This is a genomic window from Sphingomonas sp. Leaf198, assembly GCF_001424005.1.
GTDB lineage: Bacteria > Pseudomonadota > Alphaproteobacteria > Sphingomonadales > Sphingomonadaceae > Sphingomonas.
On sequence record NZ_LMPX01000002.1, the window covers coordinates 722,698 to 739,348 of the forward strand.

The following is a 16,651-nucleotide window of genomic DNA, read 5'->3' on the forward strand; positions in this document are numbered from 1 at the left end:
ACCGAGCCATGTTCGAAAAGATCCTGGCCGTGCTGGCCACCTTCACGATCGGCGTCATCTCGTCGGGTGGCTATGTCGGCATCGCGTTGCTCATGGCGATCGAGAGCGCGTGCATCCCGCTGCCGTCCGAGATCATCATGCCATTCGCCGGCTACCTCGTCTCGACCGGGCGCTTCGACCTGTATCTCGCCGCCACCGCGGGCGCGATCGGGTGCAACCTCGGCTCGATCGTTGCGTACGAGATCGGCAAGCGCGGGGGCCGGCCGATGGCGGAGCGTTGGGGCCGCTATCTGCTAATCGGACCGGGCGAGCTCGATGCGGCCGATCGGTTCTTCGCCCGCTGGGGCTCGATCGCCGTGCTGATCGGGCGCCTGCTGCCGGTGATCCGCTCGTTCATCGCCTTCCCCGCCGGCGTCGCGCGGATGAAGCTGGTGCCGTTCCACGTCTACACCTTCGTCGGGTCGTGGCCGTGGTGCTTCGGGCTGGCATGGGTCGGCATGAAGCTCGGCGATAAGTGGGACAGCGATCCGCGCGTGAAAGCTGCGTTCCACAGCGCCGACCTGCTGATCGGCGTGGTCCTGATCGCTCTCGTCGGCTTCTACATCTGGCACCGCGTGCGTGGTCTGAAGCGCCACCCTTAAGTCTCTCGAGGGTAACCGCAACGCTTCGCCAGCGCACGCAGATCGTCGTCGCGGGTCGGGGCGAGCGCCCGCACGCGACGCCGATAGCCCGCGACGATCTCGGCACCGGCTTTCTCCGGTGATCCGCTGTCGAACGGCGGTGCTGGATCATATTCGAGACCCAGCTGGACCGCCTTGGCATGCGCCTCGCCGCGGATCATCGCGGTCAGCGTCAGGGCGAAGTCGATCCCGGCTGTGACGCCGCCGCCGGTCACGCGGTTACGGTCGACCACGGTGCGCGCGTCGACCGGGATCGCGCCGAACAGCGGCAGCATGTCGCGCTGCGCCCAGTGGCACCCGGCACGATAGCCGTCGAGCAAGCCCGCCGCACCGAGGATCAGCGATCCGGTGCAGACGCTCGTCACCCACGTCGCCTCGGCCCCGACCGCCTGGACCCACGCCATCGCTTCGTCGTCGGCAATCACGTCGTTGGTTCCGAAGCCGCCTGGGACGCACAGGATGTCGGCGCGCGGGACATCGGCGAAGGTCGCGGTCGGCAGGATCGAGAAGCCGGCGTCGGTCGGGACCGGATCGAGCGTCTTCCAGACGAGATCGAGCCGAGCGTTGCCGAGCCGAGACAGGACCTGCGCGGGGCCGGTCAGGTCGAGCTGGGTCACGTTCGGGAACAGCAGGAAGGCGATGCTGAGCGGTTTAGTCATGCCATTGCGCCTTGCGATGGGCTCTCACGATCGAAAACCGCGACATCGCTCCGGATTGGCTTAACTCGCTGACAAACAACGCGAGTCCGGCACCGAGCAAGGAGCGCGCTCAACCGAAGTGCAGAAAGTGCAGACGCTGGTGCAGCATTTTCGTCGGCACCCGACGCACCGTAGGGGGCGGTTTTAGCGAACGCGCTTCGGATGGTTGCCGACGTCATTCGCGCATCATGCCATCCCCTCTGCCTGTAGGACAGTTACCTCGGGAACAGCGCGCGCGGGTATCAGGCGAACAGCCATGTCCCGAGCATGCGCCCGAACGGGAAGGTGAACACGCCCGCGATGAGCAACGCGCCGGTGACCATCCCGCGCACGCTGGTGCGGTGCCGTGCAAGGTCGTGCGCGCGTGCCGACCACCAGATGATCGGGACCTGGACGAGCGTAAAGATCGACAGGAGGTGGATGATGCCAAAGCCACCCGTGCTGGTCCGGATGCCGAACGAGGCGAGCGCGGTGGCGAGCATCGCGACGACCCAGATCGTGCCGAGCGCGCGGTGCGGACGGTCGCCGCGTTTGCGCAGGAGCATGAGGGGGGTCAGCGCGAGCGCGACGAGGATGGTGGCGAGGTGGAACCAGACGATCGTCGGGACCTCCGGCCAGTGCGGGCGGCCGCGGATCAGCGCGGTCATGACGGCGGCGAGGAGGAGGATCGCGGCGTAGGCGAGAAGCTTTTCGTAACCGTCGGCAGCGATCGGTCGCAGACGGGTTTTTCGTTTTCCGAGTGTTAGTGCCATTCGTGCCCCCTTGTATGTCCCAGGGGGACGGTACGGGGTGCGCAGCGCGGAAGCCAAGGGGCATTTGTGCCGCCGACCTCGCCAGGGTCAAAACGTGCCCCCCTCCCTGGAAGGGAGGGGTTGGGGGTGGGTTGGCCTGCTGGTGCCACTGACTGAGCCGCTTGCGGAACCCGACCCACCCCCTGCCCCTCCCTTCCAGGGAGGGGTGAGTAGCAGAACTGTTTCTCGAATTTCTTATGGGAGGACGGGGACTTCCGCTGCTCGCGTCTTGTTCTCCAGCCGCGATTCCCGCACCCGCTGGCCGAAGCAGCCAGTGGCGCCGCCTGCGCCGACCGCGGAGCAGCTGCCGATGGTGTTCACGCCTGACCCGGCGTCCATCGTGCCTTGGGCCTTGGTCGCCCAGCTGGCATTCTCGGGCGTGACGACGAACTCGCGGAGTTCCTTGGGGACGCGGTATTGCTCCTGCGCGCTGCGGCGGACGCAGACGACGATCTCTTCGCCGTTCTGGTTGGTCGGGCAGCGTTCGTTGCCGAACAGGGTGAGCACGCCGTTGACGGGCGCGCTGCGTGAGACTTCGCCAGGGGCAGAGATCGTGTTCGGCTTGCCGGTAGCGCCGGGCAACGCCGGGGCCAGCGTCGGCGCTTTGGCGGGCAGTTGTGCGAGCGTCGGCGGCGCGCGGCGCACGGGTTGCGACGTCTGCGCCACCGCAGGTCCGGCGACGAGCAACGCCGCCGCAAAAAGCATTTTCATACGCATCACTCCCACAATCCGTATTCTCATCTCAAACGTCGCATCTCAGATCCGCTTGGCGGTAGCGATCGCGACCTTGCAACCGAGCCGGATCGCCGCGCTCAGTACGGGATAACCCGGTGTTTCCTCGGCCCCAGCCGCAATCGCAGTCGCCTTGTGCTCGAGTTCCTCAGCCTGAAAATCGAGGATCGCTGCGGATAGCTCGGGATCGCTGGCGCCAAGCTGAACGAGCTGTTCCTCGTAATGCTTGTCGATCTCGGTCTCGACCGCGGCGGTGCACGCCATCGCCGCCCGCGGGCTGATCGCCGCGGTCACGGCGCCGAGCGCGAAGCCGGCGACTTTCCAGATCGGCTGCAGCACCGTCGGGCGCACGCGGCGATCGACGATCATCTTGTCGAAGAACGCGCGGTGCCGCTCTTCCTGCTGCGCCATGTGATGGATCGAGCGCGATGCCGGGTGACGATCGCCGAGCACGGCAAGCTGGCCCGCATAGATGCGGATCGCGCCGTATTCGCCGGCCTGGTCGACGCGGATCATCGAATCCGTCGCCCGCTTGGCGTCTCCTGGCTTCCAGCCGCTCATCTCGTCTTCCTCATGAGTGCGAATATGGTGAACGCACCGACGAGGGAAAAGATCGCGTTGAACCCGGCGAGCGAAATGCCGAGCAGCTTCCACTGCGGCGAATCGCAGCGCACCATCGGCGCGTTCATGATCGCGGCAAGACGCTCAGCGGCGGTGGTGCCGGCCATCGAGACGGTCGTCGTGCAGGCGGTGAAGCCGTTCCACCAATGATATTCGACACCAGCATGCGCGACGCCGATCAGTCCGCTGAGCCCGATCAGTACCCCGGCGATGATCACCAGCGATGCCCTGAGCGACCGTCCGGGAACGAAGAACGTCGCCCCCGCGATCAGCACGGCGGAATAATGCGGCCAGCGCTGCCAATGGCACATCTCGCACGGATACAGCCCGCCGAGATATTGCGAGCCGAGCGCACCGAGCAGCAGGAACGCTGGCAGCAGGAGCGCGATAGCGCGCGCGATCTCTTCGTTCTTGGTCATGCCCAACCCGCGACGCACGCTCACTTGGTGGCGGCCTTGGCAGCGTCGGAATCAGGCTTGATCGGGCGCGGCTTGGTCGCGGCGGCAACCTGGGTCGGGCCGCCGAGACGCGCGACGGTCTTCAGCGCGTAATAGAGCTGGAAATCGTCGATGCCCTGCTTCTTCAACTGCTCGGGCGTCTGCGAGAAGCGCGGGTCCGTCTTGGTATCCTCCTCCAGCACCGCGTTGTCGGCCTTCACCTCGTTGATCAGATGTTTCCGGAGGTCTGCCTCGCGGAACACCGGGCGCGACTTGTAGTCGGGATCGGTGAGCTGCGGCACCTTGATGTCGGGCTCGATCCCGCCCTCCTGCACCGATCGGCCGGACGGCGTGAAGTAGCGCGCGGTGGTCAGGCGGAGCGCGGTCTGGGGTCCGAGCGGGAGCACGGTCTGGACCGAGCCCTTGCCGAAGCTGCGCTCACCCATGATCAGCGCGCGGTGATGATCCTGAAGCGCGCCGGCGACGATCTCGGACGCGGACGCGGTGCCGGGATCGGTGAGAACGACGACCGGCAGGCCGTGCGCGTCGTCGCCGGGCTTGGCGTAATAGCGCTCGATATCGGTCTTCTCGCGGCCACGCTGCGAGACGATCTCGCCGTGATCGAGGAATGCGTCGCTGACCTCGATCGCCTGAGTCAGCAAGCCACCGCCATTCTCGCGAAGGTCGACGACATAGCCGAGCGGACGATGGCCAAGCGATTTGTCGATCGCCATGATCGCCGCGCGGGTGTCGGCGCCGGTGTTCTCGCTGAAGGTGTTGATGTTGATATAGCCGACGTCGCCGCGGACTTCCCACTTCACCGGCTTCTGGACGATGATCTCGCGCATCATCGTCACGTCGAGCGGCTTGTCGCGGCCCGGGCGGACGAGGCCCAATGTGATCTTGCTGCCGGGCTTGCCGCGCATCTTGCCGACCGCCTCGTCGAGCGAATCGCCGTAGATCAGCTTGCCGTCGATATGCGTGATGTAGTCGCCGGACTTCACACCCGCACGGGCGGCGGGGGAGTCTTCCTGCGGCGAAACGACCTTGATCGCGCCGTCTTCCATCTGGACGGTCAGGCCGAGGCCGCCGTAATTGCCCTCCGTCATGATCCGAAGGTTTTCGTAGTCGAGCGCGTCGACATATGAGCTGTGCGGATCGAGGCTGGCGAGCATGCCCTGGATCGCGCCCTTGATCAGCGTCTTGTCATCGACCTTGTCGACATAGTCCGCCTTCACGCGGTTGAACACGTCGAGGAACTGGTCGAACTCGCGGTACGTGTCGGTGTCGACCGCGGCCATCGCCGAGGTGGCGAGCGGGATCAGCGTCAGTGCGCCGACGATGGCGGTCGCGGTAAGCAACGGGGTACGCAGTATAGGACGAGGCATCGATGGTCCTGCAACCTGAGAAAAGACGTGTCGTACGGTCGTGACGGCGTAGCGTAGCGGAACGCTGGCGGCAACGCGCGGAGCAAAGCGGGGCCGGGGTTAATGGCGGCTGACTGGGGGTTTGGTCGTTAACGATCGCGTATTGGATCGATCCTCCCCCGCAAGGGGGAGGTGGCGCCGAAGGTGACGGAGGGGGAGGACACGGAACAGCGGTTGCCTCTTCCTCCCCCTCCGTCCGGCAAGCGCCGGCCACCTCCCCCTGGCGGGGGAGGATTGAAACCAGGCGCCCATCGGGTTGGCCGATCAGCGCGATCCTATCAACGCGGCGACGTCGACCGGCCGCCCGCGGCGGCGAAGTTCGACGGTGATGCGGGGGTCTTCGCTGGGAGCGGTGCCGATCGTTGTGCCCATCGTGACGCGGTTGCCGGGTTTTGCGATCGTTGAGGCAAGGCCGGTGACCAGGGTGGTCCAACCGTCGGCGTGGTCGATGATGACGATCGTGCCGTAGTCGCGGAAACGACGTGCGTAGCGGACCGTGCCGGCGGCGGGGGCGACGACGCGCGCGCGCGGGGCGGTGGCAAAGGTCAGGCCGCGCGATCGGACGCCGGAGTCCGAAACTTCGTCGAAGCCGGTGACGAGCCTGCCCGCTACCGGCGTACGGTACACGCCGCGCAAGGGCGCCGGGCGCGTGGTGCCGGGCGCGATCGGGCGGGGGATCGGACCGGCGAGCGCGATCAGGCTGGCTGCGGTCGCCTTGGCATTGGTGGTGGCGGCCATGCCATCGACGAGATCGCGCGCGCGTTCGCCGAGTGCCAGCGCGCGGTCGGACTCGCTGAGCGCACCGCGGCCGAGCGACCGGCTGCGCTGGCGATGGCGTGCCTCCAGGGTGGCCAGCGCGATGCGGTCGCTCTCCAGGCGCGCGCGGCCGTCGGACAGCGCCTTGGCGGCGAGCGTGGCGCTGGTCTGCAGGCGACGCGTTTCGGCGAGTTCGGTGCGGACGGCTTCGGTGCGCTGGCGGACGACGGGGAGCGCGCTGCCGAGCACCGCGCGGACGTGGACGAGGTCGTCGACCGATCCCGGCTGCGCGACTGCGACGATCGTCGGGCGGCGGGCGAGGGATTCCAACGCTGCGAGGAGCCGGGCGACAGGGGCTTGCGCGCGGCCGAGCTTGGCGCGTTGATCGGACAGCAGGCGCTCGACCAGCGTTACGCGCGCACTAGCAGTGGCCAGGTTCGCTTCGGCGGCGGTCACGCGGGCGGCGAGCGCCTGCTCTTCACGGCGCGCCTTGTCGGCAGCGTTGCGCTCCTGCGTGGCAGCAGCGGCGAGCTTGGCGGCGCGGGCGGCGGCGAGTGCGGCGTCGCGTTTCGCCGCGACCAGGCGTTGCTGCTCGGTCGCCAACTCGGGCGCGTCAGTCTGTGCGGTTACGCCCGCAGCCGCGAACAGCGCCGCGATCGCGAGAACGCCCCCTACCCTCATGCATCACCCTTCGCGGTGATAGGGGTGGTTGGCAAGGATGCTGGTGGCGCGGAAGAGTTGTTCGGCGAGCATCGCGCGGGCGAGCAGATGCGGCCAGGTCGCGCGGCCGAACGAAAAGAGCAGGTCCGCCTCGTCGCGCGCCGCATCGTCGAAGCCGTCGGCGGCGCCGATCATGAACCGCGCCTCACGCACGCCGTCGTCGCGCCATCGCTCGAGCTTTTGCGCGAACTGCGTCGACGACAGCGTCTCACCCTTTTCGTCGAGCAGGATGCGTTTGGTCTGGTCGCCGACGAGCGGGATCTTGCCGCCGGTGTCGGGGAGCTCGCTGACCTTGGTCGGCCAGACGATCCGCTTCAGATAGCGGTCGACGAGATCGGCCTCGGGCGAGCGTCCGATCCGACCGCGGGCGACGATGTGGAGCAGCACCGCCGCCTCGAAGTCGGTTTAGTCTTCGTCGGTGAAGGTCGGCAAGGGTGGCGGCGCGGGTGCGTCGCCGAATGCCCACATCCGCTCCAGATTGTAGAAGCTGCGGACTTCGGGGCGGAACAGGTGGACGATGACGTCGGTCGCGTCGATCAACACCCAGTCAGCCGTGGGGAGCCCCTCGATCTTCACCGGGCGCTTGAACTCGGCCTTGATCCGCTCGGCCAGCTTCTGCGCCATCGAGGCGACCTGGCGGGTCGAACGACCGCTGGCGATCACCATGTAATCGGCGATGCTGGTCTTGCCCGCGAGCGGGATCGAGATGGTCTCGACCGCCTGGTCGTCGTCGAGCGACGCGAGGATCAGGCGATGCAGCGCCTCAACCTCTTCGGGGTCGGTCGCGCGAGGGGCAGTAGGGGAAGTGGCCAAGTCAGCTCCTGGGTAAGACTACCGGGTCAGCAACTTGCTGAACCCAGTCGGGATTTTTGGCGCGCAGGCCGGTTGCGGAGGTCGGGTCGGGTCGGAAGCGCAACAGCACGAGGGCCGGCAATCTCCACGTCGTCCAGCTCTTCGCATGGTCTGTGCGCCGTTGGAAGCGCCGCAGCCAACCCATCGCGGGGGCCGCGAGGGCGCGCCCGTCATATCCCGGACGCGCGATTACCGCAATCGGAACCTCGCGGGCGATCTGCCGCCAGTTCTTCCAGCGGTGAAAGTCGGCGAGATTGTCCGCGCCCATCAGCCAGATGAAGCGGATTTTGGGGTACCGCCGCTTGAGCTTGCGGATCGTGTCGAGCGTGTAGCGGGTATGCAGCCGCGCCTCGATATCGGTCGCGCGGATCGGCGCACGACGAGCCATGCGTCGCGCCGAGGCGAAGCGCGCGGGGAGCGGCGCCATGTCGTTGGCCGCATCCTTGAGCGGGTTGCCGGGGGACACCAGCCACCACGCCTCGTCGAGTGCAAGCGCGTCGATCGCCGCAAGCGTGATGCCGCGGTGGCCGCGGTGCGCAGGATTGAACGACCCGCCGAGAATGCCGACGTGGGTCAAACCTCGGCAGGACAAGAGCGGATGCTGGAAAGCCGAGGCGCGCAAGACATCGACCGACGGTATGACCGGATTCGTCGGTTATCAACATGGCAGCGCGCCTGGCGCCTCAGTTGCAGGGGAACCGCTTCGCGAGCACTCGCGCGTACCCGTCCTTTAGCGGGCGCTTCTGATCGGCGGCGGGGAGCTGCGACAGGCCATCGAGCATGTCCATGATGCCGACGCTCTCGCCCTCCGGCACGCACGCGATCGGCGGCTTACCCGCGGCGGCGCGCGCGGCGCGATCCGCCTTCAACTGCGTGGTCGCCGCCTTTGCTTCCGCCTTGAGCACCGGCAGGTCGGGCGACATCAACGCCATCGGCCCCTGATCGCGGAGCGCATTGGCGCGCGCGAGAAAGGTCTGGACGGTCATCGCCGCATTTGCCGGGACGGCGGCCGCTACGATCGTCGCGGCGGCGATCAGAGCCACAGGAAATGATTTGGGCAGATACGACATGGGCAGCCTTTCCGGAGAACGACTGCCCATACACATCAATGGCTTACGCCTCGATGAACCGATCAGGCCCCAAGCGGCGACGGCGTACCGAACGGACCGTTCGGGCGACGCGTCTTGGGGATCGACGTCCCCGCACGTGGCACGGTCGATGCCTTCGCACCTGGATCAGGACGATCGATGTCCTCACCCGCGATCAACTGCTTGATCTCGTCGCCGGTCAGCGTCTCGAACTCGAGCAACGCGCCGGCCACAGTGTGGAGCTGATCGACGTGATCGCTCAACACCTGCTTGGCGCGGTCGAGACCACCTTCGACGATCCGCTTGATCTCGTCGTCGATCAGCTGCGCGGTCTGGTTGGACATACGCGACGGACGGCTCGACGAGTATCCGAGGAACGACTCACCCTCGGGCTCGCCATATTCGAGCGGACCAACCTTGTCCGACATGCCCCAGCGCGTGACCATGTCGCGCGCCAGACCCGTGGCGTATTGGATGTCGCCCGAGGCTCCGCTCGACACCTTGTCGTAGCCGAAGATGACTTCCTCGGCGACGCGACCGCCCATCGAGACCGCGAGGTTCGCGTACATCTTGTCACGGTGATAGCTGTACGAGTCGCGCTCGGGCAGACGCATGACCATGCCCAGCGCCCGACCGCGCGGGATGATCGTCGCCTTGTGGATCGGATCCGACGCCGCCTCGTGCATCGCAACGACGGCATGACCGGCCTCGTGATACGCGGTCATCCGCTTCTCGTCGTCGGTCATGACCATGCTGCGACGCTCTGCGCCCATCATGACCTTGTCCTTGGCCTCCTCGAACTCGGCCATCGCCACCAAGCGCTTGCCCTTGCGCGCGGCATGCAGTGCAGCCTCGTTAACGAGGTTCGCGAGATCGGCACCCGAGAACCCAGGCGTACCACGAGCGATGACTCGCGCGTCGACATCGGGTGCGAGCGGCACCTTCTTCATGTGGACTTCGAGGATCTTTATGCGGCCCTCGATGTCCGGACGCGGCACGGTGACCTGGCGATCGAAACGGCCCGGCCGCAGCAGCGCCGGATCGAGCACGTCGGGACGGTTGGTCGCGGCGATGATGATGATGCCTTCGTTCGCCTCGAAGCCGTCCATCTCGACCAGCAGCTGGTTCAGCGTCTGCTCGCGCTCGTCGTTACCGTTGCCGAGGCCTGCGCCACGGTGACGACCGACCGCATCGATTTCGTCGATGAAGACGATGCACGGCGCGGACTTCTTGGCCTGCTCGAACATGTCGCGGACACGGCTCGCACCGACGCCGACGAACATCTCTACGAAGTCGGAGCCCGAGATCGTGAAGAACGGCACGCCGGCCTCACCCGCGATCGCGCGGGCGAGCAGCGTCTTGCCGGTACCCGGCGAACCGACCAGCAAGGCACCCTTGGGGATCTTGCCGCCGAGACGCGCGAACTTGGTCGGATCCTTCAGGAACTCGACGATTTCTTCGAGCTCTTCGCGAGCCTCGTCGATGCCAGCGACATCCTGGAAGGTGACCTTGCCCTCCTTCTGAGTCAGCATTTTCGCGCGGCTCTTGCCGAAGCCCATCGCGCCGGAGCCCGAATTCTTCTGCATCTGCTTCAGCACGAAGAACGCGATGCCAAGGAACAGCAGGAACGGCAGCGACTGATACAGGAGCAGCGCCAGCATCGACGGGCCCTCTTCGGGCTTCGCGCTGATGGCAACGCCCTTCTCGCGCAGCTTCGGCACGAGCGTCGAGTCTTGGATGGGGTACGACTTGAACTTCTCGCCCGACGACAACGTGCCCGAGATCATGTCGCGCGAGATGTTAACGTCCTTGACGGTGCCCTCGTCGACCTTGTCGAGGAACGCTGAATACGCGATCGTGTTGCCGCCCGACGTGGCCGTACGGCCGTCGAACATGGTCACGAACAGCGCCAGCGCGAGCAGGATGCCGACCCAGATCAACAGGCTCTTCATCCAAGGATTGCCGCCGCCGCCATTGTCAGGACCGCCGTTGCCGGGGCCCTGGGGCTTCTGCCCGCGGTTCTCGTTGTCGTTCATGGGTGCACGATACCTTTCAGCGCACAAGATAAGCGCGCGCAGGTTAATGGCAATGGAACAACGCGCGACTTGCGTTGATCAGTGTGAACGGGCGGTCATGTTACCGGACGCAGAGGCTCTGGTTTGGCCGTGAACGCAGGTTAGTCAAGAACGCGGCGGGGCGGTGCTTCGCGGAACCGCCAGACATCGCCGCGGACGCTGGCGATGATGCCGGCCTGAGTCGTGCGCTTGCCGGTCGTGAGCGAGTCGAGCAGCTTTTCGATGTTGGCGGCCTCGGTCCATTCGGGCGCGACGATGCCCGCCTCGGTGCGGACCGTGCCGATCGCGCGGCGGGCAAGACGGCGGAGAATTTCGCGTGGCAGATTCTCGACCGCGAGCTTGACCTCGCCACCGCCGACCTTGGCGCGTTCGGTCCAGACCCAGTCGACCATCGCGCGGACGTCGGTGTCGGTCTCGGCCAGCGCGGCGGCGGCGCGCGCGAGATTCGGCGTGCCGAGCCATTCGTTCTCCCCGAGCAACCGGCGGAACCGCGTGCGATCATGGCGATCGTCATGGTTCGAGGGATCGTCCAGGAACGGCACCTCGGCACGACGGACGATCGCGCGGAGTTCGGCGCGGCGCCAGTCGAGCAATGGACGAATCACGATGACGCCGTTGACGTGGGTGCGCGCCCGCACGCCGGCGAGACCGGCCAGACCCGAACCGCGCGCCGCCCGCATCAGGAAGGTCTCGGCCTGATCGTCGGCGTGATGTCCGGTGACGAGAGCCCCCGCCCCGATCGCGCGAGCGTGCTCCGTCAGCAGCGCATAGCGCGTGGTGCGGGCTTGCGCCTGGATGCTGGCACCGGTGATCGGTTCGCTTGGCGCGAGCGTGGCGTGAGAAATGCCGAGCGTCGCGCAATACGCGGCGACCATCGCGGATTCCTCGACCGCTTCGGGGCGGAGGCGGTGGTCGATGCTGGCGACCGTGAAGCCGGGGGGGAGCGATTCGTGCGCAAGCGTCAGCATCGCCATGCTGTCGGGGCCGCCGGATACCGCGAACAGCGGGTTGGCGATGTCGCTGGCGAGCCGCGCGAAGTCGGCGGCGAACCGGCGTCCTTCTTCGGTCATGCGGCAGGGGCCCTGACCGTCGAGCGGCCACCACCCCGGCGGAGGTCGGGGCCCAATTGGCGAGCGGTAATGACTGAGCGCAGCCCGCCGTTACGCTGGCCTTCCCAACTAGGCCCCGGCCTCCGCCGGGGTAGTGCTGGTGTGCGACGTGAAGTCACGAACAGGGAATCTCGCACACGCATCGAGGGATCGCTTACTTGCACTTCGCCGCGCTGCGTCCGGCAGCGACCTGCCCCTTCATCGCCGCGGCCATCTTGGCGCCGTAGACGTCGTTCAGTTCGTCATAAACCTTGCACGCATCGGCAGGCTTGTTGAGCTTGGTCAGCGCCTGCCCCAGATACAGCAGGCTGTCGGGCGCGCGTTCGCCATCGGGCATCTTCTTGTAATTGTCGTAGAACGCCATCGACGCGAGGCTCGGCTTGCCCTCGTCGAGATACGACCGGCCGAGCAGATTCTGCGCATAGCTGGCGCGCTTGCTCTTGGGATAGTCCGCGACGACCTTCTTCAACTGCGCCTCGGCCTGCGGGTATTGCTTGGCCGCCCACAGGCGATAGCCGTACATATAGTCGTCTTCCGCAGCGTCGCCGGTGGACGGCTTCTCGACCGAGACCTTGGCCGGTGTCGGCGCAGTCGCGCCTGGCTTGGCCGCCGTATCGGGCCGCGGTGTCGGGCGCGAGGGACCGCCGTTCGACGCGTCGTCAGGCTCGATCGGACCGCCCGCCGCGATCGTCGCGGGGCCGGTTTCGAGTGCTTTCAGCCGCGCATCGTTGGTGCGCCGATAGCTGTCGAACGCATCCTGCAACTGGCGCACGCGGTTCTGGTTCTGCTCGATCTGCTCGGTGAGCGAGGTCATCTGCTGTTCGAGCGAGGTAACGCGCTGCGTCACATCGATGATCGCGCTGTTCACGGGCGAGCCCGGACCGGGGCCCTGTTCGCCTTGCGGCGCGCGGACCTCGGGCTGGAGCATCTGGCCTGCGCCACCGGGAAACACCTTGCGCTGCACCGCGCGCATCTCGCTCTCGAGCTTGCCGACGCGGCCCTCGACGTTCTGCGCCTGCGCGGTCGCCGGCAACAGAGCCGCGAGGCAGACGCCGACCAGAATTGACTTACGCATGGGCCACGCCCCCCGGTGAATTGGTTAATCGTCCGGGTATAGCTACACTACCCCTCCTGTCGCCAGCCTTAAGACCCTGGCGATGCCTGCCGTTGCTCACGGGTTCGTGGTGGCCCGCGCGGGGGTCTCAGCCGAGTCGAGGTTCGCGCGCTGCGTTTCGCTGAGCGGACGGCGGGGCGTATTCGGGCGACGTGAGCGCGACCGCTCGGTGGTCGCGGACGAGGCCGTTGGCGTGGCCTGTGGCTCGGGTGTTCCCGCGATCCGCGCGGCGATCGCCGTCGCACCGACGGGAACGTCCTTGATCGCACGCTCGCCGGTACCGAGCGCCGGCGCCGCGGCGCCGTTGAGCGTCACCGCCAGCTTATCGGCACGACCGATGTTGATCTTCGGGTCCTTCGCATCGCGCGGCACATCGAACTTCTCGCCCGGCTTCATCGTCCCCAGGTACAGCGTCTTGTTATCGGCGTCGTAGACCCGCATCCAGACCTCGTCCGAAGCGGTCAGCGTCACCTGCCCGTTCGCCGGGCGCGGCGCGGCGGGCACCGACTGCGCGGTCTTCGCTGCGGGCGCGGCCGGAACCTGCGCGACGGATACGTCGGCGGGCGACGTCCGCGATCCGCGGAACATGTCGGTACCGTACCAGAGGCCAACCAGCACGAGCACGGCGATCGCGATCCCGAGCGCGACGATCGTGATCCCGCGCGACGGCACGCGCGACGGGTCGGTCATCTCATACGGTTCGTATTCGGGCGTCCGGCGACCGAGCTTGGCGACGTCTTCGCGGACCATCTGCGCGATCGGCACCTCGTCGACGCCGACCGCGCGCGCATAGGCGCGCGCGAAACCGATCGCATAGGTCGCGGACGGCAAGACGCTATAGTCCGAAGCCTCGATCGCCTCGAGATGGCGGAGCGGTACGCGGGTCCGCGTCGCGATATCGGCAACGCTCAACGCCTGCGCCTCGCGTGCGGTACGAAGAATGTCGCCAGCACGCTCGGTCGGAGCGGGCACAGCGTTCTGGCCGGGTTCGACCTCGTCCATTCTTATCTCCGAAACCGGGCTCTCAAAGCGTCGCCCGCTATGGTTTCCGTTTCTACGACGGTCCGTGTCCTGTCAACGCGCAGCCGGCAGGCAAACGCGGTTCAGGTGAGTTCGACGCCGTTTTCCACCGCCCATGCGGTCAGCGCGGCGCGCATGTCGCGCGGCGGGTTGGCGAGCAGCGCTGTTATGACCGGCGCCAACGCCGACCGATCGAGCGAGCGCGTCATCGCCTTGATCGGGCCGACCGCGGCCGGCGTGATCGACAACCGCTCGATCCCGAGACCGATCAACGCCATCGCTTCCAGCGGCAACCCGCCCATCTCGCCGCAGACCGCCAGGTCGACGCCCGCCGCACGAACCGGCGCGATAAGCCGGGCGATGAAGCGCAGGATCGACGGGCTGAGCCAGTCGTAACGCTCGGCAAGCTTGGGGTTCGCGCGATCGGCGGCGAACAGGAACTGCGTCAGATCGTTGGTGCCGATCGACAGGAAATCGATGTTCGGCAGCAGGATGTCGAGCATCTCGGCAAGCGCCGGCACCTCGAGCATCGCACCATAGCGGATCGCGAGCGGCATCTTTCGGCCGCGGCCCTCGAGCCAGTGACGTTGCGCCTCGAACAGTGCGCGCGCCTCGTCGAACTCCCACGGCTCGCTGACCATCGGGAACATCACGTTGAGCGTGCGACCCGCCGCGGCTTCCAGGAGCGCGCGGGCCTGCACCTTCATCAACCCGTCGCGCTCCAGGCCGAGACGCAGCGCGCGCCAGCCCATCGCCGGATTCTCCTCGTCCGCATCGTGCTTGTTGAGATACGGCAACGCCTTGTCGCCGCCGATATCGACGGTGCGGAAGATCACGGGACGATCACCCGCCGCATCTAGCACTTCGCGGTAGAGCCGCTGCTGGCGCTCGCGCTGCGGCAGCGTGGCGGAGACGAGGAACTGGAACTCGGTGCGGAACAGGCCGATGCCGTCCGCGCCGGTGATGTCGAGCGCGGCCACGTCGTCGCGCAGGCCGGCGTTGACCATCAGCGTCAGCCGGTGGCCGTCCTTGGTGATCGGGGGCACGTCGCGCAGCGCCGCGAACGCCGCCTTGCGCTTCTGCCGCATCGCGAGCCGCGCCTCGAACGCCTCCTCCATCGCCGCCGACGGCCGCGCGAAGACGTTGCTCTCGGCGCTGTCGAGCAACAGCATGTCGCCTTCCGCCACGAGCCTGCGGATATCGCGGACGCGGCCGAGCACGGGTACGCCCATCGCGCGCGCGACGATCGTGACGTGCGCGGTGAGCGAACCTTCCTCGAGGATCACGCCCTTCAATCGCCGCTTGTCGTATTCCAGCAGTTCGGCGGGGCCGAGATTGCGCGCGATGAGGATGGTGTCCTGGCGCAGGCCCATCTGCGCAGCGGTGCCCATCTGGCCCGAGACGATGCGAAGCAGCCGGTTCGACAGGTCCTCCAGATCGTGCATCCGGTCGGCGAGCAGCGGATCGTCGATCTGGCGCATGCGCTGACGGGTGCGTTGCTGGACGCGTTCGATCGCCGCCTCGGCGGTCAGGCCGGAGTCGATCGCTTCGTTGATGCGCCGCGCCCAACCCTCGTCATAGGCGAACATCTTGTAGGTCTGGAGCACTTCGACATGCTCGCCGCCGACGCCGAATTCGGCATCGCGCGTCATCCGGTCGATGCCTTCGCGCATCTTGTCGAACGCGGCGTAGACGCGGTGGCGCTCGGCGTCGGTGTCCTCGGCGACGGTGTGCTCGATATGGATGCGCGGCTGGTGATAGACCGCGTAGCCCGCGCCCATGCCGTCGACCAGCTTCTGGCCGGGGATCCGCATCGCCGCGGTCGACTGCGGCCGGTCCGCGCCGCCGCCGGTGGTGTCGATCAGCCCGGCGTTGGCGATCAGTTCGGACAGCACCATCGCGACCGTCTGCAACGCCTCGATCTCGACGTCGGCATATTTGCGACGATCGGTGTGCTGGACGGCCAGCACCCCCACCGAGCGCTCGCGGCGGATGATCGGCACGCCCGCAAAACTGTGGAAGCGGTCCTCGCCGGTCTCGGGCTTGTAGGCGAAATCGGGGTGGCTGGCGGCTTCGTCGAGGTTGAGCACCTCGATGTCCTCGGCGATCGTCCCGACCAGCCCCTCGCCCATCGCCAGCTTGGTGACGTGGACCGCGGCCTGATCGAGGCCACGCGTGGCGAACAGTTCGAGCACGCCTTCGCGCAGGAGGTAGATCGAGCACACCTCGCTATCGATCGCGGTGGCGATGATGCCGACGACCGAATTGAGCTTGGCTTGCGCGGACGTGCGCGACGCCATCACGTCGTGAAGGCTGGTGAGGATTTCGCGGGCGGAGGCGGCGGCCGAAAGGGGCATTCGGGTTGGCTATCAGATGAAGCGCTTGGGTGCCACGCAACAAAAGCAGTGTCGCACCCAAGTTCGATCGATCTCTGGGTGTGGTTTCTTACAAGTGTTTGTGAATGGCGACTTCTCCCCTCCCTGAAAGGGAGGGGTTGGGGGTGGGTCGGCCAGTTTAGCCCCCGAGGTCTG

17 protein-coding genes are annotated in these 16,651 nt (G+C 66.9%); 1 reads left to right on the forward strand and 16 read right to left on the reverse strand.

Translation table 11 applies throughout. From position 1 onward, the window contains the following. The first annotated feature begins 8 nt into the window (after window positions 1–8). On the forward strand, window positions 9–641 hold the full coding sequence (locus ASG20_RS10345; RefSeq protein WP_056051668.1) for a DedA family protein: 633 nt from the start codon (window positions 9–11) through the stop codon (window positions 639–641). On the opposite strand, the gene ASG20_RS10350 is transcribed toward ASG20_RS10345, so the two are convergent. The 16 genes from ASG20_RS10350 to ptsP all read right to left on the reverse strand — a co-directional run bounded on the left by ASG20_RS10350 (window position 638) and on the right by ptsP (window position 16,477). Further along, window positions 638–1,339 carry a DJ-1/PfpI family protein gene (locus tag ASG20_RS10350; RefSeq protein ID WP_056051670.1) on the reverse strand — a complete coding sequence of 234 codons (702 nt, stop codon included), beginning with the start codon at window positions 1,337–1,339 and terminating at the stop codon, window positions 638–640. The two genes, ASG20_RS10345 and ASG20_RS10350, sit on opposite strands and share 4 nt — an antisense overlap. Window positions 1,340–1,620: 281 nt before the next feature. After that, entirely contained in the window at window positions 1,621–2,130 is a 510-nt protein-coding gene (locus ASG20_RS10355; protein ID WP_056051671.1) for a DUF2306 domain-containing protein, read from the reverse strand. 234 nt (window positions 2,131–2,364) lie between these two features. After that, window positions 2,365–2,880 carry a hypothetical protein gene (locus ASG20_RS10360; RefSeq protein ID WP_056051674.1) on the reverse strand — a complete coding sequence of 172 codons (516 nt, stop codon included), beginning with the start codon at window positions 2,878–2,880 and terminating at the stop codon, window positions 2,365–2,367. 45 nt (window positions 2,881–2,925) lie between these two features. After that, complete coding sequence (locus tag ASG20_RS10365; RefSeq protein WP_056051676.1) at window positions 2,926–3,462, reverse strand: demethoxyubiquinone hydroxylase family protein; 537 nt, start codon at window positions 3,460–3,462, stop codon at window positions 2,926–2,928. Further along, a complete protein-coding gene (locus ASG20_RS10370) occupies window positions 3,459–3,941 on the reverse strand; it encodes a disulfide bond formation protein B (protein WP_056051678.1) in 483 nt (160 codons plus the stop codon). Before ASG20_RS10370 ends, ASG20_RS10365 begins: the two co-directional genes overlap by 4 nt. A 20-nt stretch (window positions 3,942–3,961) precedes the next feature. Then, window positions 3,962–5,347 carry a S41 family peptidase gene (locus ASG20_RS10375; protein ID WP_056051680.1) on the reverse strand — a complete coding sequence of 462 codons (1,386 nt, stop codon included), beginning with the start codon at window positions 5,345–5,347 and terminating at the stop codon, window positions 3,962–3,964. 303 nt (window positions 5,348–5,650) lie between these two features. After that, window positions 5,651–6,823 carry a murein hydrolase activator EnvC family protein gene (locus tag ASG20_RS10380; RefSeq protein WP_056051682.1) on the reverse strand — a complete coding sequence of 391 codons (1,173 nt, stop codon included), beginning with the start codon at window positions 6,821–6,823 and terminating at the stop codon, window positions 5,651–5,653. 3 nt (window positions 6,824–6,826) lie between these two features. Further along, complete coding sequence (locus tag ASG20_RS10385; protein WP_056051684.1) at window positions 6,827–7,249, reverse strand: 23S rRNA (pseudouridine(1915)-N(3))-methyltransferase RlmH; 423 nt, start codon at window positions 7,247–7,249, stop codon at window positions 6,827–6,829. Between the two features lie 18 nt (window positions 7,250–7,267). Continuing rightward, window positions 7,268–7,675: a ribosome silencing factor gene (gene rsfS / locus ASG20_RS10390; RefSeq protein WP_056051686.1), complete on the reverse strand. Its 408-nt coding sequence runs from the start codon at window positions 7,673–7,675 to the stop codon at window positions 7,268–7,270. Window position 7,676: 1 nt separating this feature from the next. After that, window positions 7,677–8,291, reverse strand: coding sequence for a nicotinate-nucleotide adenylyltransferase (locus tag ASG20_RS10395; RefSeq protein WP_056051688.1), 615 nt, complete (start codon window positions 8,289–8,291; stop codon window positions 7,677–7,679). Between the two features lie 106 nt (window positions 8,292–8,397). After that, window positions 8,398–8,757 (reverse strand): hypothetical protein, encoded by a 360-nt coding sequence (locus ASG20_RS10400; protein WP_231420242.1) that lies wholly within the window; start codon window positions 8,755–8,757, stop codon window positions 8,398–8,400. An 89-nt stretch (window positions 8,758–8,846) separates the two neighbouring features. Next, window positions 8,847–10,838, reverse strand: a complete 1,992-nt coding sequence (gene ftsH, locus ASG20_RS10405; RefSeq protein ID WP_056051689.1) for an ATP-dependent zinc metalloprotease FtsH — start codon at window positions 10,836–10,838, stop codon at window positions 8,847–8,849. Window positions 10,839–10,978: 140 nt separating this feature from the next. Then, the gene (gene tilS, locus ASG20_RS10410) at window positions 10,979–11,947 is read right to left on the reverse strand and encodes a tRNA lysidine(34) synthetase TilS (protein ID WP_056051692.1); all 969 of its coding nucleotides are present in this window, start codon (window positions 11,945–11,947) and stop codon (window positions 10,979–10,981) included. Window positions 11,948–12,140: 193 nt separating this feature from the next. After that, window positions 12,141–13,061 (reverse strand): tetratricopeptide repeat protein, encoded by a 921-nt coding sequence (locus ASG20_RS10415; RefSeq protein WP_056051693.1) that lies wholly within the window; start codon window positions 13,059–13,061, stop codon window positions 12,141–12,143. Window positions 13,062–13,157: 96 nt separating this feature from the next. After that, window positions 13,158–14,102, reverse strand: coding sequence for a helix-turn-helix domain-containing protein (locus ASG20_RS10420; RefSeq protein WP_056051695.1), 945 nt, complete (start codon window positions 14,100–14,102; stop codon window positions 13,158–13,160). A 101-nt stretch (window positions 14,103–14,203) separates the two neighbouring features. Further along, the gene (gene ptsP / locus ASG20_RS10425; protein ID WP_056051697.1) at window positions 14,204–16,477 is read right to left on the reverse strand and encodes a phosphoenolpyruvate--protein phosphotransferase; all 2,274 of its coding nucleotides are present in this window, start codon (window positions 16,475–16,477) and stop codon (window positions 14,204–14,206) included. Window positions 16,478–16,651 lie beyond the last annotated feature (174 nt).